The organism is Mesorhizobium sp. L2C066B000 (assembly GCF_000502335.1).
GTDB lineage: Bacteria > Pseudomonadota > Alphaproteobacteria > Rhizobiales > Rhizobiaceae > Mesorhizobium.
This window is the reverse complement of the sequence record NZ_AYWZ01000007.1, coordinates 95,742-114,745: the sequence shown is the minus strand read 5'-3', so window position 1 is coordinate 114,745 and position 19,004 is coordinate 95,742. Positions and strand designations below refer to the sequence as shown.

The window sequence follows — 19,004 nt, the reverse complement described above, 5'->3', positions numbered from 1 at the left end:
GAAAAGTGTGAAACGGTTTTCCGTCCGGAATTGCGTCAACCAAGAGATAGAGATATTTCCCGGCAAGCAGGCGGGGCTTAAACTCAGGCGCGCGGATTTTCCTGAAAGCGCTCGGCCTGGCGGTTGCGCAGCACCTTGGCCAGCCGGTCGAGCGCGAGCGCCAGCACCATCACCGCGCCGATCACGAAGGGGCTCCATGCGGCGTCGATGCCGAACAGGGTCACGCCGCTCAAGATGACCTGGACGATCAGCATGCCGATCACCGCACCGAAGACGGTGCCGCGCCCGCCGGAAAGCGAGGTGCCGCCGATGATCGCCGCGGCAATCGCCATCAGCACGAAACCGCCGCCTTGGTCGACGTCGGTAACGGGAGAGCCAAGCCACAGCGCGCCCGCCAGCCCCGAGACGATGCCCATCAGCACCAGCGTCTGCAGCCGCACAGCACCTGTCGGGATGCCGGCATAGAGCGCCGCCTGCGGATTGCTGCCGACGGCCTGGATCCGGTAGCCGAAGCGGCTGCGGTGAAGCACGAGGTGCATCACCACCGCCATTGTGACGAAGACAAAGACAGCCGTCGGCACAAGGCCGAACAGCTTGCCGTGAACGATCTCAAAGAAGTCGCCGCCTGGGCTGGCCGGAGCTGTCGCTTGCATCTTGACGGCCACCGCCGCCAGGCCCCGGAACATTGCAAAGGTGCCCAGCGTAACGACGATGGCCGGCAGTCGCAGCGCCACCACCAGCAGGCCGTTGACGAGGCCGAGCCCGGCGCCGAGCAGCACGCCGGAAAGGGCGGCAAGCCACGGGTCGATGCCGGCGGCCAGAAGGAATGCGGTGAGAAGGGCCGCGAGATGGAATATCCAGCCGACGGAAAGGTCGATCTCGCGGAGTGCGAGCACGAACACCATGCCGATCGCCAGCATGCCGGGATACGCAGCGGTTTCCAGCAACGACAGCACATTGGCCTCGTCGAGGAAATCCGGCCGGGCAAAGCCTGTAATCGCCACAAGGACAACGAGCCCGATGAGCGGCCTGAGTTCGACGGGCAGGTGAAGGCTGCGCTTCGGGTGGGCAGCCGAACCGGCAAGCTGTAGCATGGGATCCAATCGTGTCATGCCATGGCTCCCACGAGTTTCTTTTTCGGCCGCTCCGCCTCCGGCATCTCGCCAGTGGTGGTCAGTTGCAGCACTGTCCTTCGCTTCATCTCGGCGCCGGACAGCTCGCCGGCGACCCGGCCGCGGTGGAAGACAAGGACGCGGTTGCTGAGGTTGGTCAGTTCGGACGGCTCGACCGAACGCAGCAAAACGATACAGCCATTGGCCGCCATCTGCCGGATCAGCGCATAGATCTTGCGCTTGGCAGCCGCCTCGATACCGCCAGCCGGATTGTCTAGGAGCAGCACTTGCGGCGCCGTCTCCAGCCATTTGGCGATTACGATCTTCTGCTGATCGCCGGCCAGCAGCGAATTCACCGGCGCGTCCGGCAGGCCCTTGATGCGCAGCGCATCGATCTGCCTTGCGGCGGCGGCGATCGCGGCCTTGGGCGAGTAGCGGCGAGACCCCCAGTTGCGGGCGCCGGTAGCGATGTTGCCTATGTTGAAGGCCAGCGACCGGTCGGGCATCAGGCCGTTGCACAGGCGGTTGGCCGGCACCAGGCCGATGCCGCGCCGCGCCGCTTCGGTCGGATTTCCAGGCAAGCCGTAGCCGTCGGGGAGCCGCACCCTGCCGCTTTGCGCCTCGCGCAGGCCAAACAGCATCTCGAACAGGTCTTCAACGCCCGACCCCTCAAGCCCGGCCAAGCCGAGGATCTCGCCGGAGCGGGCGGTGAAGCTGACGCCGGAAATCCGGCCGCCGCTCAGACCCTCCACCGTGATCCGCGGCCTTATCGTGCTGGCATTGGCCGGCAGTGCAGGCGGGAACAGGCTGCCGCGCTGCTGGCCGATCATGGCGTCGATCACATCGGCTTCGCTCAACGCCGAGCGCTCACTTGTCAGCACGTCACGGCCGTTGCGCATCACGGTGACCTGGTCTGCGATCGCAAACACGTCCTCCAGCCGGTGCGAGACATAGAGCACGCTCGTGCCCTTGGCCTTGAGGTCACTTAGTACGGTGAACAGGTGCTCGGTCTGGCGCCGGTCGAGCGCAGAATTCGGTTCATCGAGGATCAGCAGCCTCGGGCCTTCCAGAATTGCGCGGCCGAGTTCGACATAATGCCGTTCGCCCATGCAGATTGGCCAGCACCGAGCGGTCGGCAAACAGACTGAGCCCCTGGTGGACGACGCCGAAGCTGTGCTTGCGTGCAGCGATCGGGCTGTCGACGGTGACTATCTGGTCGCCGACACGGATGGTGCCGCTGTTGGACCGGAGCACGCCGGCAAGCACCTTCACCAGCGTCGACTTGCCGGCGCCGCTTTCACCGACGACAGCATGGATCGTCCCCTGTCCGACAGACAGGTTCATATCCCTTAGCGCGAAAACGCCGCCATAACGCATGGCGAGATTGCGCACCGATATCATCGGCAAACCGAGCATGCGATTCGGCCCCCACAGACCGCGCCCCGATCCTGGAGCGAATTTCCGATACAGTCACCCGGATTCCGCTAACAAACGGCTTACGAATCCCGGACAGGAACGTTTACCGGCTAGCCGTTCGTCCCGCTGCTCCGAAATCAGATCAGGTCGGCCTTGGCTAGGTCCCGCATGAGATGGCTGGCGCCGTAGGTCCAGTGCGGGCAATCGGGCGACAGAAGCACCCGGTTGACCAGCGCGCCGAATTTCTCCGACGAGATGGTGACGATGTCACCGACCTTGTGGGTGAATCCCTTGCCCTTCTCGCCGCGATCCTTCGACGGCACGAACATGGTGCCGAGATAAAGCGCCAAGCCGTCGGGATACTGGTGGTGCGGCCCCATGGCGGCCGCGACCAGTTCTTCGGGCGAACGGCTGATCTCGGCCATCGAGCTCGCGCCCTCCAGCGAAAACCCGTCCTCGCCCTCGACCTTCAGCCGCACAGTGGCGCGCTTGACATCGTCGATGGAAAAGCTTGCGTCGAACAACCGGATGAAGGGCCCAAGCGAGGCCGAGGCATTGTTGTCCTTGGCCTTGCCGAGCAGCAGCGCCGAGCGTCCCTCGACGTCGCGCAGATTGACGTCGTTGCCGATGGTGGCGCCGACGATCTTGCCGGTGCTGGCGGCGATCATGGCGATCTCCGGCTCGGGGTTGTTCCAGGTCGACACCGGATGCAGCCCGACATCGGCGCCGAAGCCGACGGACGCCATCGGCTGGCATTTGGTAAAGATCTCGGCGTCGGGGCCGATGCCGACTTCCAGATATTGCGACCAGGCGCCGCGCTGGATGAGCTTGGCCTTGATCTCCATCGCCTCAGGCGAGCCGGGCTTCAGCTTGGACAGATCGTGGCCGATCAGCCCGGCAATGTCGGCGCGGATGGCGTCGGCCTTTTCCGCCGAACCGCGCGCCTGCTCCTCGATGACGCGTTCGAGCAGGCTGACCACGAAGGTCACGCCCGACGCCTTCACCGCCTGCAGGTCGACAGGCGAGACCAGATAGGGTTTTGCCGGGTCGCGGGTGGCCTGAAAACTGTTGGCGGCGATCGCGTCGAGCGAGCCGATCGGTTCGCCCTTGGCAGAGCGCACGTGTCCGGCCGGATCGGCCATCTCGCAGATGTCGCGCACTGTGGGTGCGGTGGTCGAGGTGACGTCGAAAACGATGCCGTCGCGCACGGTGACCACCAGCGGATGCGAGGCATCGCTTGCCCTGGCTCGGCCGATGAAGAGCCCGTCGGCGGGAAGCTGCGTTGGGTTCGTCATGGCTTACGGTCCTTTGATGATCGAGATGGCAGCTGGGCCGCTGCACTTTCACCGGATTCACGCCAAAGGTCTATCCCGTGGCGCAGGCAATTGTCAGTTCTGACATGAGGCCCGCTCTTTCAAAAAAATGAAACTGGAACTAGAATTTTCATTTTCCGCATACTCCAGGTGAAGCCTTGCCCGCACCGTTTTCCGTTCCGATCTGGCAGAAGCCGCAGACCGCATCCGCCTTCCAGTCGCTCGTCCCGGCGCCGGTTGACGTTGCCATCATCGGCGGCGGCTTCATGGGCCTGTCGACCGCCTTGCACGCAGCCCGGCTCGGTCTCGGTGTACAGGTGCTGGAGGCTGGCGAGATCGGCCAGGGCGCCTCGGGCCTCAATGGCGGCCAGGTCATTCCCGGCCTGAAATATGATCCCGAATGGCTGCTCGAGCATTTCGGCCCCGAGCGTGGCCAAGCGCTGGTCGATTTCGCCGCCTCGACGGCGGAGACGGTGTTCGATCTCATCCAAGACGAAAAGCTGGCGGTGCCGTTCATGCGCAATGGCTGGATCCAGGCCGCGCATACCGAAACCGCATTGAAAGCGGCGGCGAACAGGGATCGTCAATGGCGGGCGCGTGGCGCCGATGTCCGGCTTCTGAATGAAAGCGAGATCGCAGCTATGACCGGCGCGCAAGGCTATCTCGGCGGCTGGCTCGACCGCCGCGCCGGCATCATCGATCCGCTCGCCTATACAGTGGAACTGGCGCGCATCGCTGCCGCCGCCGGCGCCAGCATTGCCGAGCGGCAAAAGGTGGTGAAACTCCGCAAGGAGGCCGGTCTTTGGCGTGTCTCAACCGAAAGCGGCGCCGAGGTGCGGGCGAAAGCGGTTGTCCTGGCGACGAACGCCTATACCGATGGACTGCTTCCGGGCCTCGCCGAAACGATCGTGCCGCTGCATTCCTTCCAGGTCGCCACCGCGCCGCTGTCGTCCAACCTTGCGGCGACGATCCTGCCGGAAGGGCAGGCGGTGTCCGACTCCAGGCGCATTCTCGTCTACTACCGCAAAACAGCCGACGGCCATCTGGTGCTTGGCGGCCGCGGCCGCATGGCGCGGCCGAGGAGCGAGGCCGACTGGGCGCATCTGCAGCACGCGCTGGTGCGGCTCTATCCGGCCTTGGCCCATATCTCGATCGAGAAACGCTGGTTCGGTCGTGTGGCGATGACGCCGGATCACCTGCCGCACATCCATGAGCCGGAAAAGGGCCTGCTCGCCGTAGTTGGTTGCCAGGGCAGGGGCGTCGGCCTGATGACCGCGCTGGGAAAACGCATGGCGGGCTACCTCGCGGGCGGCGATGTCAATCAATTGCCGTTCCCGCTGTCGCCGGTCCGGCCGATTCCGTTCCACGCCTTCCGCCAGGTCGGCGTCGCCGCGACCATCGCCTGGTACCGGATGCTCGACGCCTTCGAGCGCTGATTGGGCGCCAGTCGCCTAGGCCTCGTGGATTCAGCTTGACAGTTTCACAAATATGAAAAAAGCTAAGCCGATTTCATATTTCCGTTGAGCAGTCCGATGTCGAGCATCGTTGCAACAGAAGCGCCGGCAGGGTCGTCCCGAGGCTTCCGCTTCGCCATGTTGCTGCCGGGCGGGCTGGTCACCTTGTTCCTGATCCTGTTTGCCCTTGGCCTCGTGCTGTTCCTCGCTTTGCGCGGCAATGACGGTTCGCTGCTCGGCGCCGGCTTCACGGCAGGCAACTTCATCACCGTGGTCTCCGATCCGCTCTACTGGACGGTGACGCTGCGCTCGCTGGTGATCGCCGGCCTGGTGACGCTGGCGACCGTCGTCACCGCCTATCCCGTCGCCTACTATCTCGCTTTCTATGCCGGCCGCCGCCGCAGCCTGCTTTTGTTTCTGGTGACCCTGCCGTTCTGGACCAGCTATCTCCTGCGCGTCTTCGCCTGGAAGATCGTGCTCGCCTACAATGGCGTGCTGAACTCGGCGCTGATCGACAGCGGCATCTGGTCGGAGCCGACGCTGGCCTTCCTCAACACGCCGGCGGCGGTGGTCGTCACGCTGGCGCATGCCTATGCGCCCTTCGCCATCCTGCCGATCTATGTGGCGCTGGACACCATCCCGAAATCACTGCTCGAAGCCGCCTCCGATCTCGGCGCCAGACCGTTCACGGCGTTTCGCCGCGTCGTCTTGCCCAATTCGATGCCGGGCGTTCTGGCGGCCGCCCTCGTCGTCTTTGTGCCGACGGTCGGCGACTATGTCACCCCGGCCATGGTCGGCGGTCCCGCCAGCACCATGATCGGCACATTGATCCAGTCGCAGTTCGGCAAGGCCAATGACTGGCCGTTCGGGGCGGCACTTTCAGTCTGCGTGATGCTGGTCATCCTCTGCGTGGTGCTGGTCGCACGCGGCGCCGACCGCAAATTCGGCAGCCGCACATGAGCGCAGCGCGCACCGAAGGCGGCCGCTGGCTTGGCGTTTACGTCATCGCCTATCTCGTCTTCCTCTATCTGCCGGTGCTGTTGATCCCGCTGTTTTCCTTCAACAACTCCATCCAGGCCGCGTTTCCGCTGCAGGGCTTCACGCTCGAATGGTATGCCACGCTCTATGGCAATCCGGCGCTGTCCGGCGCGCTTTTGAACAGTCTCGTCATTGGCGTCGTGGCCGCCGCCGGCGCCACGCTCTGCGGCATCACCGTCTCCTATATGGACCTCTACGGTCGTTCGCCGCTCGCCGCCACCATCAGCGCCATCTCCAGGCTGCCGATCCTGATCCCCGGCGTCATCGTCGGCATATCGTTGCTGATCCTCGTCAATCTCATCGGCCTCGGCCCGTCGCGCATCTCCATCGTTCTCGGCCACATACTGGTGGCGCTGCCGACCACCGTGGTGATCATGCGCAGCCGGTTTGCCGCAATTCCGAAAACCATTCGCGAGGCCGCACTCGATCTCGGCGCTTCCGACTGGACGACCTTCCGGCGGGTGATGTTGCCGCTCTCGCTGCCGGCCATCGTCTCGGCCTTCATGCTGGCCTTTCTGATTTCCTTCGACGAGTTCATCGTCGTCTTCTTCCTCGCCGGCACCGAGCCGACGCTGCCGCTCTACATCTGGAGCCAACTGCGTTTTCCTCGCTCGCTGCCGACCGTGATGGCGCTGGGGACAGCTATCCTTGCTGTGTCCGTCATCATCGCCGGCATCGCCGAAATCCTGCGCCATCGCGGGCTGAGCACAGCCCGNGGCGCCCACCAGTCCAGCCTGAACCATAACAAAAGAGGAGAACCGAAATGGCATTCGACCCGAAATCAATTACTGGGCTGAAATCGATCACTGGCCCGAAATCGATCACTGCAAAGACAGCCCGCACCGGGCTTGCCGCGCTTGCAATCGTCCTGTCGTCGACTGTCGCCTTCGCCGCCGACAAGCTGCAATATTTCACCTGGTCCGGCTATGAACTGCCAGACTTCAACAAGAGCTTCCTGACGGCCCATCCCGATGGCGTCGAGGCCTCGATCTTCGGCGACGACGACGATGCCTTCACCAAGGTCAAGGCCGGCTTCCGCCCCGATATCGCCCATCCCTGCTACGACAAGGTGGCGCGCTGGAACAAGGAAGGCCTGCTGCAGCCGATCGATACCAAGCGCATCAAGAACTGGGATTCGATCTTCCCGGTGTTCAAGAACCTGCCCGACATCCAGGCCGGCGACGGCAAGGTCTGGATGGTGCCGTGGGATTGGGGCAACACCTCGATCCTCTACCGCACCGATCTGGTGAAGAACCCGGAAGCGAGCTGGAACCTTCTGTGGGACAAGCAATATGCCGGCCGCATGGCGACCATCGATGCCGTGCATGACACGCCGATCGTTGCAGCACTTCTGGCCGGCGTAAACCCCTTCGATATGACGCCGGAGCAGATGGACAAGGTGGCGGAAAAATTGCGCGAGCAGCGTCCGCTGCTCTCCAACTACACCACCGACATGACCTCGGTCGAACAGGCGCTGGCCAGCGGCCAGCTGGTCGCCGCCATGACCTGGAACGCGTCGGCAACCTCGCTGAAGAAGCAGGGCGTGCCGGTCGAGTTCATGAAGCCGAAGGAGGGCATGCTGACCTGGGCCTGCGGCTTCGTCATGCTCAAGGACGCCAAAAACGTCGACCTCGCCTATGACTTCATCAACAGCCGGCTCGACGCCGACTCGGGTAAGTACCTGATCCAGGCCTACGGCTATGGCAGCTCGCTGAGCACCGCCTTCGCCGGCGTGGCGAAGGACGAACTGGACAAGCTGCAATTGCCGGCGGACCCGGAGGTGATGCTGAAGACCACCATCTTCACCGGCCCGATGAAGCAGAACGACGATGTGGCGAAGATGTTCGAGAAAGTGAAGGCGGGCGGCTGAGGGATCCATCGCCGACGGTTGCGCTGCCCCCTCACCTGCCTGCCGGCATCCTCTCCCCGTATAGTGACGGGGAGAGGGGCGCTGTCACCAGCGATTTCGCAAATCGCAAACGTTGCAGAAATGGCGCCGAGTTTGCGACCAGCCGCTTTCTCCCCGTCACTATACGGGGAGAAATGTCCGGCAGGACAATGAGGGGCAGCGCCGACGGCAGGTAATTGTGACTAATCTCCTGAAGCCCGCGGGTCTTGCCGCCGCGCCAAAGACTGCAACAAGGACCAACTGATGGACATGCTTGAAGCGAAACCAAAGGCCGACGCCGACATTCGCGTCGGCCGGCGCGTGCGGGCGCTGCGGCTGGAGCGCAATTTGTCGTTGGCCGAGCTGGCAGCAAAAGCCGGCGTCTCCATCGGTGCGCTGAGCCAGATCGAGCGCGGCCTGTCTTCGCTGCGCGTCAAGGTGATCTGGCCGCTTGCGGCCGCGCTCGACATCGAGCCTTCGGCGCTGATCACCGACGGCAACGAAGCCGCCAACGATCTCTATTGCGTGCGCGCCGACAAAAGGCGGCAGCTCCCGGTCAAGTCGGAAGGCATCGCCAAGGCGCTGCTGTCGCCGCCGGGCGCGGCGCTGACCGGCCTCTTGGTGACCGTGGAAGCCGATGGCGGCACGGCGGAAGCCTATGCGCATATCGGTCACGAGTTCGGCTATGTCCTGTCGGGCGAGGTCGAACTGGTGGTGGACTCGACAAAATACGTGCTGAAGAGCGGCGACTCCTTTGCCTTCAAGAGCACGCTTCTGCACGCCTTCCGCAATCCCGGCACCGAGCCTTGCCAGATCCTCTGGGTCAACACCACCAAGCCGTCCGAGGTTCGCGATGGCGCCTGATGCGCTGGTACGCCTGGACACGGTCTCGAAGGTTTTCCCCGGCGGCATTGTCGGGCTCGATGCCGTCGATCTCGATATTATCAGCGGTGAGTTCATCACCCTGCTCGGGCCGTCGGGCTGCGGCAAGACCACCAGCCTGCGCGTCATTGCCGGTTTCGAAAGCCCCTCGGGCGGCAAGGTGCTGCTCGATGGTCGCGACATCACCGCGCTGAGGCCCTTCGAGCGTCCCGTCAACACCGTGTTCCAGGATTATGCGCTGTTCCCGCATATGAACGTCGCCGAGAATGTCGGCTTCGGCCTGTCGCTGCGCAAAATGTCCGGCGCCGAGCAGGCAAAGCGCGTCCGCGAAGCCCTCGACATGGTCGGCCTCGCCGACAAGCTCGGCGCCCGCGTTTCCGAACTGTCGGGTGGCCAGCGCCAGCGCGTCGCGCTCGCCCGCGCCATCGTCTGCGAGCCGCGCGTGCTGTTGCTCGACGAGCCGCTGTCGGCGCTCGATGCGCATCTGCGCGAACAGATGCAGGTCGAACTGAAGCGGCTGCAGTCGCGGCTCGGCACCACCTTCGTCATGGTCACCCACGACCAGACCGAAGCGCTGTCGATCTCCGACCGCATCGTCGTCATGAACAAGGGCCGCATCGAACAGATCGCGCCGCCGGCCACGCTCTACGACCGGCCCGCGACGAAATTCGTCGCGAGCTTCATCGGCACGATGAACCTGCTGCAATCGCGCTTCATCGGCCGCGATGGCGACCGCCTGCGCTTTGCCGCCGGCGGGCTCTCGCTGGAGGCAACATCCGAAACCGGCGACACGCCCGGCGAAGGCACTGAGCGCACCATCGGCGTTCGCCCCGAGGACTTGCTGGCCACCACCGATGCCGCCGCCGGCACCGCGCCGGCGCGCGTCAACTCCATCGTCTTCCACGGCCGCACGCTGCGGCTGCATGCTGAGCTGGGGCAGGGATTGCCGGTGGTGATCGACGCGCCGCGCCAGGCCGAAGGTTTTCAATTCAGCGTCGGCGACGTGGCGCATGTCAGCCTGCGCCGTGGTGCCAACTGCCCTATGCTGCCAAGCTGATCCAACCCAATCCCTTCATCGACGGTTGGATTTAACCTGCTGTGAAGATCGCCAAGGTGGAATTAAGTGTGAATTGACTCGCAAAGGAATATATTCCTACTTTGCGGGATGCCCGAACTAAGCACCCGACCGCGCCGAAATGTGCAAACCCTCTGCTTGGCGCATGAAGTCGGGCAGCTAATTCGTGTTCGATGTCGGAACTGCAACATCACTCGACACTATCTGCCTGGCGATCTCGCAAAGCTGGTTGGTGATATCCCCTTTTGGGATGTGGAGCGGCACATGCGGTGCGAGCGCTGCAAAGGTCGTGAGCTCGATGCAGGCATCATTCTGCCAAGCGCTGCTGAACGCCTTAAAATTCGCGTCAGACGTCTTGTCGAAATCCGCATGGTTCGCCGGGTAATCTGGCGAGACGACGATTGAGGAGAGCCGATTTCGGGCTAAAACAGAGACCCTTGGGCCGGGGCCTGTGGTGGGAACTTGATCTGTGTGGCTGGCTTCTCAACGATCACCAACGCGTCGTTGGGCGCCGTCCGCTGCAAACGCCGTGCTTCCGACCATGGCGCCGTCAGCCAAGCCTCGGTTTCCTCCGGCGTGGTGAGGATCACGGGCATAGCCTTCTCATGTATCGGCGCAATGAGAGCATTAGGCTTGGTGGTCATGAAGGCGTATAGCTCGAAGTCGCCGGGACCGTCCTTGACCTTTCGCACGCCCTGCCAAGACGTCCAGAAACCAGCGAAGAAGAACAGCGGCCGGCTCTCGCCACGGGCAAACCAGTAATTTCGCTGGATTCCTGTTTCCGGGTCTTTATCGTTCGCCGCAGGGCTGGGCTCGGCAAAGCTGGTCACCGGCACGACACATCTGTGCTCGACGCCCACATATTGCTGCCAGTGCGAATATTGCGGATTGCGAACGTTGGTGGTGCCGTAGTCGGCCTTACCTTTCATGCGCTCGGGCGGCGTTGGCAACCCCCAAAGCAGTTTCGCCAGTTCACGCTGCCCATCCGTCCTGTTGCGAACGACAAGCCCAGGTTGATTGGGATAGACATCAAGCGAAGGTTCGAGGTTGCCGCTGATATCGCGCAATGTGCGGGTCCATTGGCGGACCGCCTCTTGCGTCGTCGTGATGTTGTAGAGGTTGCACATGCACCCAGCATTGCGGAATTGGCTTTTGTCTGCAACCGAAGTCGCTGTCCGACGCCGCCGCAATCGTCGTCACACAGCCGCGCTATATCATCGTCCTGACACACCTTGTCAGCTGTCGTGCGGGTAAAGGTGGCGGGCCGGCAAGCGCTTCCCTACTTCAAACCAGTCTGAACAGGAGGAACACACATGACCATCGCGGATGTTGCCAAGGATTTCACCGAAATGCTCCAGCAGGGGGATCACCTGGGTGCTGGTGAAAAGTACAATGCCGATGATATCGTCAGCCTCGAAGCGATGGAGGGGCCGATGGCCATTGCCCGTGGCAAGGAAGCTCTCAGGCAAAAGGGCGAATGGTGGCAAGCGAACCACGAACTCCATGGCGGCTCTGTCGAAGGCCCCTATGTCAACGGCGACCAGTTCGCGGTGCGCTTCAAGTTCGACATAACGCCCAAGGCCACCGGCGAACGGGTCACCATGGACGAGGTTGGCCTGTACACGGTCAAGAACGGCAAGATCACAGAAAAGCGCTTCTACTACTGAGCCCGGGTGCCGTCGGGTTCCGGCGCGCTTCGCTGCACGACCCAAAAACCAGGCGGCCGGGACAAAAGTCCTGGCCGCAGTGGGAAAAGCTCAAATGGTCTTCACATACTGCGCCAACTGATCGGCCACCGTGCCCCAGCCGTCGAAGAACCCCATCTCTTCATGATTGTTGCGGGTAGCCTGGTCGCGATGGATGGCCGTTGCCGTGTAGCGCGTGCCCTTGTCATCCGACTGAAGCGAAATGACTGCGGTGATGAAGGCCTCGCCCGAGGGCCGATAGCCCGGCAGCAGCGCATCGGTCCACACCAGCCGCTCGTTCGGCACGATCTCGAGATAGCAGCAATGGCGGTCGTTGACCTCCTTGCCGTCGGGCGATTGCATGCGCGTCCGGAACAGTCCGCCCGGACGAAGGTCGATCTCGCAATCGGTGATCAGCCAGGGCTTGGGCGTGAACCATTGCTTGACATGCTCCGGCACCGTCATCGCGCTCCACAAGAGTTCGCGCGGCGCGTCGAGCTTGCGCTCCAGCACAAGGTCCAGTCTGGGGTCGGGCTTGAAGGGATAGCTCACTTTTCTTGCTCCTTGAGGCTCATCACATAGGCGTCGAATTGATCGAGTCGGCGCTCCCACAGCGTGCGCTGTTCGGCCAGCCAGTTTTCGGCGAGCTGCAGCGGTTCGGGCGCCAGCTGATAGGTCCTGGTGCGGCCGATTTTTTCCGATCGCACCAGACCGCAGCCTTCCAGCACTTTCAGATGCTCGATGAAGGAAGGCAGCGCCATCTCGAAAGGCTGCGCCAACTCGCTGACCGAGGCCGGACTGCGGTTCAACCGCTCGACCACGCGCCGCCGCGTCGGGTCAGCCAGCGCGCGGAAGATGCCGTCGATCGGCGGGAGACTTGTAGTTGGGGCGTGGAGGCTTGGCATGGGCGATCCTGAGGTCCGTCGACGGGTATAGAAAGATACTTAGGAAAATTCCTTAGTATTGGCAAGCCCTAAAAATGGGCTGATGTGACCGGGGTGCTGGCAAAGCGGGAAGGACGGTTTTAGGCTGTCCGGCGGATTCGACCACCAGCCCAAGGGAAGTGCGTTTTGACGATCACCATGTACGGCATCACCACCTGCGACACGATCAGGAAGGCGCGCACCTGGCTGGAGGGCCACGATGTGCCTTACCGTTTTCACGACTACCGGGCCGAGGGGATAGAGGTGGGCAGACTGGATGGATGGATCGGCAAGGTTGGCTGGGAAAAGCTGCTCAACAAGGGCAGCACGACCTTCCGCGAACTGCCCGACAAGCACAAGCAAGGGCTCGACGAGAAGAAGGCCAGGAAGCTGATGCTGGCCAACCCGACGATGATCAAGCGCCCGGTGCTCGAGGTCGGGGATGAGATTTTGGTGGGGTTCAAGCCGGAGGCTTATGAAGGGGTGGTGAAGTAGCGTAGCCCTGCCTCGTCCAGCCTATGGCGTAGCAAGGAGCGAAGCGACGCAGCGCAGACACGAGGATGACGAACGCGTGGAGGGCGATCGCTAATTGTGAAGGCTTTCGCTTGCGGCGTATGCAGCGGTTCGCTGTCTCTCAACCCGTCCAGCGCAAATACCCCGCCAACGCCACCGCATTGTTATGCGCCTCGTCATGTGCGCCATAAAGCAGCGTCACCTTGGCCTTGCCGAGCAAGCCACGCAGTTTCGCCACCGCTTCTCTATTCCCATCCAGCTCGACCGAATACCGCACCTGAAACTCCGCCCATCGCGCCGGCTCATGTCCGAACCACCTCCGCAATTCATCGCTCGGCGCGATCTCCTTCAGCCACAGCGTCAGCGCGGCATCCTCCTTGCTGATGCCGCGCGGCCAGATGCGATCAACCAGCACCCGCTGCCCATCATCGGGCGCGGGTGCTTCGTAAATTCGCTTGACCGTCAGGTCGAAGGCCATCCGCCCTCCGCGAGCTTACGCCCACTCACCCTTGCGCATCACCGGCACCTTGCGGCCATCCTTGTGCACGCCGTCTATGTCGATCTTGTCGGAGCCGATCATCCAGTCGATGTGGATAAAACTCTTGTTGCCGCCGCGCTGGGCGATTTCGTCCTGGGTGAGCGAGGCGCCGTCGACGAAGCATTTTGAATAGCACTGCCCGAGCGCGATGTGGCAGGCGGCGTTCTCGTCGAACAGCGTGTTGAAGAACAGCAGGCCGCTGGCCGAGATCGGCGAGGAATGCGGCACCAGCGCCACCTCGCCGAGCCGGCGCGAACCCTCGTCGGTGTCGAGCACTTTCTTCAGCACGTCCTCGCCCTTCGAAGCCTTGGCCTCGACGATCCTGCCCTCTTCGAAACGCACCGAGATATCGTCGATCAGCGTGCCCTGGTAGGACAGCGGCTTGGTCGAGGATACACGGCCGGAGACGCGCCGTGCATGCGGCGTGGTGAAGACCTCCTCGGTCGGGATGTTCGGATTGCAGGTGACGCCGTTCTTGGCAGTCGAGGCGCCGCCCATCCATTCATGGCCATCGGCCAGCCCGACGGTGAGGTCGGTGCCCGGGCCGCTGAAATGCAGATCATGGAAATTGTGCTCGTTCAGCCACTTTGTGCGGCCGCGCAGCGCTGCATTGTGCGCCGTCCAGTTTGCGATCGGGTCTTCCACATCGACCCGTGATGCCGAAAAGATCGCATCGGCGAGCTTCACCACGGCGACATCGTCGGCATCGCCGGGGAAGACCTGTTTTGCCCAGGCGAGATCCGGGTAGGCGACGATGTTCCAGTTGATGTCGAAGCCGGTGATCTTTTCCAGCGCCGGCTGGTAGGCCATCGAGTTCGCCTTGTTGGCGCGCGCCACTTTCGCCGGGTCCTGCGCCGACAACAGCGACGGGTCCTCGCCGCGCACGGCAAGCCGCGCCGCATTGTTGGAAAAGGCCTTCGCCATGCCTTCATACATCCAGCCGGCGGCGCGGTCGAAGCCGGCATCCGCGCCGTAGCGGAAGCGCGCCAGCGTGATCTCGTCATCGTTGAAGATCGGCGTCACCAGGCCGGCGCCCGCTTTATAAGCGTGCTCAACGATGCGCCTGGTCAGCGGCAGTGCTGCGATCGACGAGGTCAGCACCAGATCCTGCCCCGGCTGCAATTGCAGCCCGACCTTGATGGCGACTTCCGCCAGCCTGTCGAGCTTCACCGGGTCGATCGTTGCGGAAACGCCGCGCGAATGTGTGGTCATGATCCTGCCTGCCTTGGTCCGGGAGTGAGAGTTCCAACATAGGCCGGCGCGGCTGTCCTTTCCAGCACCGTCGCGACGGACAGCCCTAGGCAGCGCTTTCCAGCGCGCTAAACTGCGCCACGGTCGCCGCGATTTCCTCGCGGATCCAGATCTTGAAATCGCGCACCTTGCGGCTTTCGGTCTTGGTCGCCGAGGTCACCAGCCAGTAGCCGAGGCCGCTCTGCGCCCGCACGCCGAAAGGCGCGACGAGGCGGCCGTCGGCCAGCGCATCGGCGGCCAGCAATTGCCAGCCGAGCATGACGCCATGGCCGGCGATCGCCGATTCCAGGCACAGCATCGGGTCGGTGAAGCGCGCGCCCTTGCGGAAGCTGACCGGCTCGGCCCCGGCAGCCTTGAACCAGCTCTCCCAGTTGATCATCGCCCGTTCGTCGGTGATGGCGCAGGTCTGCGCCAGGTCTTCGATCGACTTCAGTTTCTTGGCGATCACCGGCGCGCAGACCGGAAAGACTTCCTGCGCCAACAAAAGTTCCGCCCGGCCGCCCGGCCATTTGCCGTCGCCAAGCCGGATGGCGATGTCGATGTCGGAGCGCTCGAGATCGGCCAGCCGCACCGAGGCGTCGATGCGCAGCAGCACGTTGGGATGGCGGTCGAAATGCCGCGACAATCGCGGCAGCAGCCATTTCGAAGCGAAGGCCGGCGCCACCGAAACCACCAGCGTGCACTGGCTTGCCTCGTCGGCCAGCGCCACCGCTTGCGCCAGCTCGCGAAAACCGGCGCCAAGCCGGGCGGAAAAAACCGTGCCGAACTCGGTCAGCACCAGCCCGCTCGCCGTTCGTTCGAACAGCGCCTGTCCAAGCTGCTTTTCGGTGCGGTTGATCTGCTGGCTGACGGCGCTGACGGAGACGTTGAGCTCGCCGGCAGCGGCCGCCAGCGAGCCGAGGCGGGCGACGGTTTCGACGGCGCGCAGGCCGTTGAGATGGACGCGGTTCAGCATAGCCATTTCAGTTTTTCTAAACCGGCGCGGCTGAAATCTCAATTGAAAGACAGCCCGACAAGGCAGATTTTAGTGGGACAGTCAGACCGAGGAGGCGAGGATGACGATCGTATCATTGTTCAAGATCTTAGCCGCTGCCGGCCTCCGGCCGGACCGCTATGATGGGATGCACGGCGGCGATGTCATCGACTGGGTTACCGACCCATTGTCGCATCCGGTGCTGGACACCATGTCGGAACGCGAACTCGGAGATATCCCGTTCCGGCTGACGGCGCGCCGCACCGCCTACGAGACCGGGGCGGTCGGCTGCGGCTGAGATGCGGGGGCGTTAGTCGCGCCCGCTGGCCCAACACAAAGCGGATTGTTTCATCGGTCGCCAATTCTATGGTGCGCTGCAATGAACGCCGCTCCATCACCCTTGCGCCTTGCTCTCGCTGGCATGATCGCCATGGCCGTCGCCATGGGCATTGGCCGTTTCGTCTACACGCCGATCCTGCCCGGAATGATGGAAGAACTGCATCTGTCGCCGGCCGATGCCGGCTGGATCGCGTCGGCCAATTATCTCGGCTACCTCGTCGGCGCGCTTGCGGCGGCAGGCGGCTGGGCGCATGGGCGCGAGCGCCTGCTGATGTTTGGCGGCCTTGCCGCCAGTGCTGCGCTCGCCGCCCTGATGGGGCTGAGCGAGACGATGACCGCCTTTGTCGTCCTCCGCTTCCTTGCCGGTCTCGCCAGCGCCTTCGTCATGGTGTTCATGGCCTCGATCGTCTTCGGTCACCTGGCAGCCGCCAACAGAAGCGACCTGCAGGCGCTGCATTTCGGCGGCGTCGGCCTCGGCATCGCGGCATCCTCAGCGCTGATGGCGGTTCTGGTCACCGAACATGCCGGCTGGGCTTCGGGCTGGCTGTGGTCGGCAGCGATTTCCGCCGGCGGCCTTGCGGTGGTCGCCTTGCTCGCCGGCGGCACCGCACCTGGCCGCGGCGTGGCCGACCGCGAACCGGCACTGCCGAGGGACCGGTCGTTGGCAAAAGTCATCGTTGCCTACGGCCTGTTCGGCTTCGGCTATGTGGTGACGGCGACCTTCCTGGTCGCCATCGTGCGCCAGGGCGGCGGCGGCCGCGTCTTCGAGGCAAGCGTCTGGATGGTCACCGGCCTTGCCGGCTTTCCCTCGGTCTGGCTGTGGCAGAAGGTAGCGGCACGGATCGGGCTTTATACCGCCTATGCCTTGGGCTGCCTGGTCGAAGTGGTCGGCGTCACCGCCAGCGTCGCCATCGGCGGCACCGCCGGGCCGCTGCTGGCGGGCGTCCTGCTCGGCGGCACCTTCATCGCCATCACCGCGCTCGGCCTGCAGACGGCAAGGCAGCTCGTGCCGGAGGCGCCGCGCCGGATTTTTGCGCTGATGACCGCTTCCTTCGGCATCGGCCAGATCGTCGGCCCGATCGTCGCCGGACTGCTGGCGCAAGCCTCGGGCAACTTCTTCCTGGCCTCGATCGTCGCTGCTGGCGTATTGCTGGTATCTGCTGGGATCACCTGGTCGGCCGCGCCAAAATCGCCATGATTGTGGTCTTGCTCGATGCCGGGCATCGGGTACGGGCATTTGCTTTCCACCTAATGTGTGACTTTATGCCCGCCGAACCCCGCTGATTTGCGCACCGACCGAGGATTTCACCACAGTGTTCGTATCCTTCTTCCCGCAGCCGAAGCTGTTTTTCATCTCGGCCGTCGTCTGGACTGCGGTTCTCGTGGCAGCCTGGTTCCTCGGTGCTGACCAGCTTGGCGCGTTTCTCGGCTTGCCTCCGGCTCTTGCCGACGCGCCGCCCATCATAGGCGTCTCGGTGTTCTGGTCGCCTCCGTTCCTCTGGTTCTACATCTACTATGCGCTTGGCGTTTTGATATTCTATGGCTTCTGGCACTGGTATTCTCCGCACCCGTGGGACCAATGGTCTATCCTCGGCAGTTCGCTGCTCCTGTTCACGACCTACTTTCAGGTGCAGGTAAGCGTGGCGATCAACGCATGGTATGGACCATTCTGGGACCTCATTCAGGGCATCGTTAGCAAAACGGTCAAGGCAACCGAGGCTGATCTTTACGCTCAAATAATCACTTTCCTCGGTATCGCTCTTGTCGCGGTTACCGTGTTCGTTTTGACAAACTTCTTCGTCAGCCACTGGGTGTTTCGCTGGCGCACTGCGATGAACAATTACTACATGTCCTATTGGCCGAAGCTGCGCCATATTGAGGGCGCTGCACAGCGTGTGCAGGAAGACACGATGCGGTTTTCCAAGATAATGGAAGACCTTGGCACTAGCTTCGTCGATTCCATCATGACGCTTATCGCTTTCATGCCGATCCTGCTCAGTTATTCTAAGCATGTCACAGAGTTGCCATTGATCGGTCATGTTCCTCAGCCGCTGGTTTTGGCTGCGATCTTCTGGGCAGTCTTCGGTACAGTCATCATTGCGACCGCAGGCATCAAGCTTCCTGGCTTGCAGTTTCGTAACCAGCGCGTCGAGGCAGCATATCGCAAGGAACTCGTCTACGGTGAGGACGATCCGGCCCGGGCGCAGCCGCCGACCGTCGCGGAGCTGTTTGCGAGTGTGCGGCAAAACTACTTTCGCCTGTATTTCCACTATGTGTATTTCAACGTGGTCCGCTATCTTTATCTTCAGACCAACAACGTCTTCTCCTACTTCCTGATGGTGCCTTCCATGATCGCTGGAACGCTGACGCTGGGTCTCATCAACCAGGTCAGTTCAGCCTTCAGTCAGGTAACCAACTCATTCCAGTATCTCGTCAATTCTTGGTCGACGATTGTCGAGCTTCTGTCAGTTCACAAGCGCCTTCGCGCCTTCGAGGCGACGATTCGCGGCGAGCCGCTGCCCGACATTGACCGCCACTTCATGGAGCGTCAGGAACAGGCAAAGGAACCCGACCCGGCTTGATCCTATCTGCATAGACGGTTGG

21 protein-coding genes are annotated in these 19,004 nt (G+C 62.9%); 11 read left to right on the top strand and 10 right to left on the bottom strand.

What is annotated here, in order from left to right:
- Window positions 1-83: 83 nt before the first annotated feature.
- The 4 genes from X733_RS149015 to X733_RS149030 all read right to left on the bottom strand — a co-directional run bounded on the left by X733_RS149015 (window position 84) and on the right by X733_RS149030 (window position 3,823).
- Window positions 84-1,112, bottom strand: a complete 1,029-nt coding sequence (locus tag X733_RS149015; RefSeq protein ID WP_196813737.1) for an ABC transporter permease — start codon at window positions 1,110-1,112, stop codon at window positions 84-86.
- Window positions 1,109-2,221 carry an ATP-binding cassette domain-containing protein gene (locus tag X733_RS149020; RefSeq protein ID WP_023819004.1) on the bottom strand — a complete coding sequence of 371 codons (1,113 nt, stop codon included), beginning with the start codon at window positions 2,219-2,221 and terminating at the stop codon, window positions 1,109-1,111. The genes X733_RS149015 and X733_RS149020 overlap by 4 nt, the downstream gene beginning before the upstream one ends.
- Entirely contained in the window at window positions 2,151-2,528 is a 378-nt protein-coding gene (locus tag X733_RS1000000168195; protein WP_081740678.1) for an ATP-binding cassette domain-containing protein, read from the bottom strand. The genes X733_RS149020 and X733_RS1000000168195 overlap by 71 nt, the downstream gene beginning before the upstream one ends.
- Before the next feature lie 137 nt (window positions 2,529-2,665).
- The gene (locus X733_RS149030; RefSeq protein WP_023749139.1) at window positions 2,666-3,823 is read right to left on the bottom strand and encodes a fumarylacetoacetate hydrolase family protein; all 1,158 of its coding nucleotides are present in this window, start codon (window positions 3,821-3,823) and stop codon (window positions 2,666-2,668) included.
- Window positions 3,824-3,999: 176 nt separating this feature from the next.
- On the opposite strand from X733_RS149030, the gene X733_RS149035 reads away from it, so the two are divergent.
- The 6 genes from X733_RS149035 (at window position 4,000) to X733_RS149060 (ending at window position 10,160) form a co-directional block, all read left to right on the top strand.
- Complete coding sequence (locus tag X733_RS149035) at window positions 4,000-5,277, top strand: FAD-binding oxidoreductase (protein WP_023819002.1); 1,278 nt, start codon at window positions 4,000-4,002, stop codon at window positions 5,275-5,277.
- A 96-nt stretch (window positions 5,278-5,373) separates the two neighbouring features.
- The gene (locus X733_RS149040; protein ID WP_023819001.1) at window positions 5,374-6,255 is read left to right on the top strand and encodes an ABC transporter permease; all 882 of its coding nucleotides are present in this window, start codon (window positions 5,374-5,376) and stop codon (window positions 6,253-6,255) included.
- Window positions 6,252-7,130, top strand: a complete 879-nt coding sequence (locus tag X733_RS149045; RefSeq protein ID WP_023819000.1) for an ABC transporter permease — start codon at window positions 6,252-6,254, stop codon at window positions 7,128-7,130. The genes X733_RS149040 and X733_RS149045 overlap by 4 nt, the downstream gene beginning before the upstream one ends.
- Window positions 7,097-8,203: an ABC transporter substrate-binding protein gene (locus X733_RS149050; protein ID WP_023668506.1), complete on the top strand. Its 1,107-nt coding sequence runs from the start codon at window positions 7,097-7,099 to the stop codon at window positions 8,201-8,203. Before X733_RS149045 ends, X733_RS149050 begins: the two co-directional genes overlap by 34 nt.
- 282 nt (window positions 8,204-8,485) lie before the next feature.
- The gene (locus tag X733_RS149055) at window positions 8,486-9,085 is read left to right on the top strand and encodes a cupin domain-containing protein (RefSeq protein ID WP_023684396.1); all 600 of its coding nucleotides are present in this window, start codon (window positions 8,486-8,488) and stop codon (window positions 9,083-9,085) included.
- A complete protein-coding gene (locus tag X733_RS149060; protein ID WP_023818999.1) occupies window positions 9,075-10,160 on the top strand; it encodes an ABC transporter ATP-binding protein in 1,086 nt (361 codons plus the stop codon). Before X733_RS149055 ends, X733_RS149060 begins: the two co-directional genes overlap by 11 nt.
- A gap of 440 nt (window positions 10,161-10,600) precedes the next feature.
- Here the strand turns inward: X733_RS149060 and X733_RS149065 are convergent, their stop codons facing one another.
- Window positions 10,601-11,305 carry an SOS response-associated peptidase gene (locus X733_RS149065; protein ID WP_023818998.1) on the bottom strand — a complete coding sequence of 235 codons (705 nt, stop codon included), beginning with the start codon at window positions 11,303-11,305 and terminating at the stop codon, window positions 10,601-10,603.
- Window positions 11,306-11,491: 186 nt separating this feature from the next.
- Between X733_RS149065 and X733_RS149070 the strand changes: the two genes are divergently transcribed.
- Window positions 11,492-11,845: a nuclear transport factor 2 family protein gene (locus X733_RS149070; protein WP_023818997.1), complete on the top strand. Its 354-nt coding sequence runs from the start codon at window positions 11,492-11,494 to the stop codon at window positions 11,843-11,845.
- 90 nt (window positions 11,846-11,935) lie between these two features.
- Here X733_RS149070 and X733_RS149075 read toward each other — a convergent pair whose 3' ends face one another.
- Window positions 11,936-12,415, bottom strand: coding sequence for an SRPBCC family protein (locus X733_RS149075; protein ID WP_023732139.1), 480 nt, complete (start codon window positions 12,413-12,415; stop codon window positions 11,936-11,938).
- Window positions 12,412-12,768 (bottom strand): metalloregulator ArsR/SmtB family transcription factor, encoded by a 357-nt coding sequence (locus X733_RS149080; protein ID WP_023687094.1) that lies wholly within the window; start codon window positions 12,766-12,768, stop codon window positions 12,412-12,414. The genes X733_RS149075 and X733_RS149080 overlap by 4 nt, the downstream gene beginning before the upstream one ends.
- A gap of 165 nt (window positions 12,769-12,933) precedes the next feature.
- On the opposite strand from X733_RS149080, the gene X733_RS149085 reads away from it, so the two are divergent.
- Window positions 12,934-13,281 carry an ArsC family reductase gene (locus X733_RS149085; protein WP_023687095.1) on the top strand — a complete coding sequence of 116 codons (348 nt, stop codon included), beginning with the start codon at window positions 12,934-12,936 and terminating at the stop codon, window positions 13,279-13,281.
- 139 nt (window positions 13,282-13,420) lie between these two features.
- On the opposite strand, the gene X733_RS149090 is transcribed toward X733_RS149085, so the two are convergent.
- From X733_RS149090 to X733_RS149100, 3 genes are all read right to left on the bottom strand, one after another.
- Window positions 13,421-13,777 carry a DUF488 domain-containing protein gene (locus tag X733_RS149090; RefSeq protein WP_023704867.1) on the bottom strand — a complete coding sequence of 119 codons (357 nt, stop codon included), beginning with the start codon at window positions 13,775-13,777 and terminating at the stop codon, window positions 13,421-13,423.
- 15 nt (window positions 13,778-13,792) lie between these two features.
- Entirely contained in the window at window positions 13,793-15,049 is a 1,257-nt protein-coding gene (locus X733_RS149095; protein WP_023684389.1) for an aminopeptidase, read from the bottom strand.
- An 85-nt stretch (window positions 15,050-15,134) separates the two neighbouring features.
- Window positions 15,135-16,049, bottom strand: a complete 915-nt coding sequence (locus tag X733_RS149100; RefSeq protein WP_023687096.1) for a LysR substrate-binding domain-containing protein — start codon at window positions 16,047-16,049, stop codon at window positions 15,135-15,137.
- Window positions 16,050-16,143: 94 nt separating this feature from the next.
- On the opposite strand from X733_RS149100, the gene X733_RS149105 reads away from it, so the two are divergent.
- The 3 genes from X733_RS149105 (at window position 16,144) to sbmA (ending at window position 18,982) form a co-directional block, all read left to right on the top strand.
- Window positions 16,144-16,359 carry a hypothetical protein gene (locus X733_RS149105; protein WP_023668495.1) on the top strand — a complete coding sequence of 72 codons (216 nt, stop codon included), beginning with the start codon at window positions 16,144-16,146 and terminating at the stop codon, window positions 16,357-16,359.
- Between the two features lie 81 nt (window positions 16,360-16,440).
- A complete protein-coding gene (locus X733_RS149110) occupies window positions 16,441-17,598 on the top strand; it encodes a YbfB/YjiJ family MFS transporter (protein ID WP_031193435.1) in 1,158 nt (385 codons plus the stop codon).
- A gap of 115 nt (window positions 17,599-17,713) precedes the next feature.
- Window positions 17,714-18,982 (top strand): peptide antibiotic transporter SbmA, encoded by a 1,269-nt coding sequence (gene sbmA, locus X733_RS149115; protein ID WP_023704870.1) that lies wholly within the window; start codon window positions 17,714-17,716, stop codon window positions 18,980-18,982.
- The last annotated feature ends 22 nt before the right edge of the window (window positions 18,983-19,004 follow it).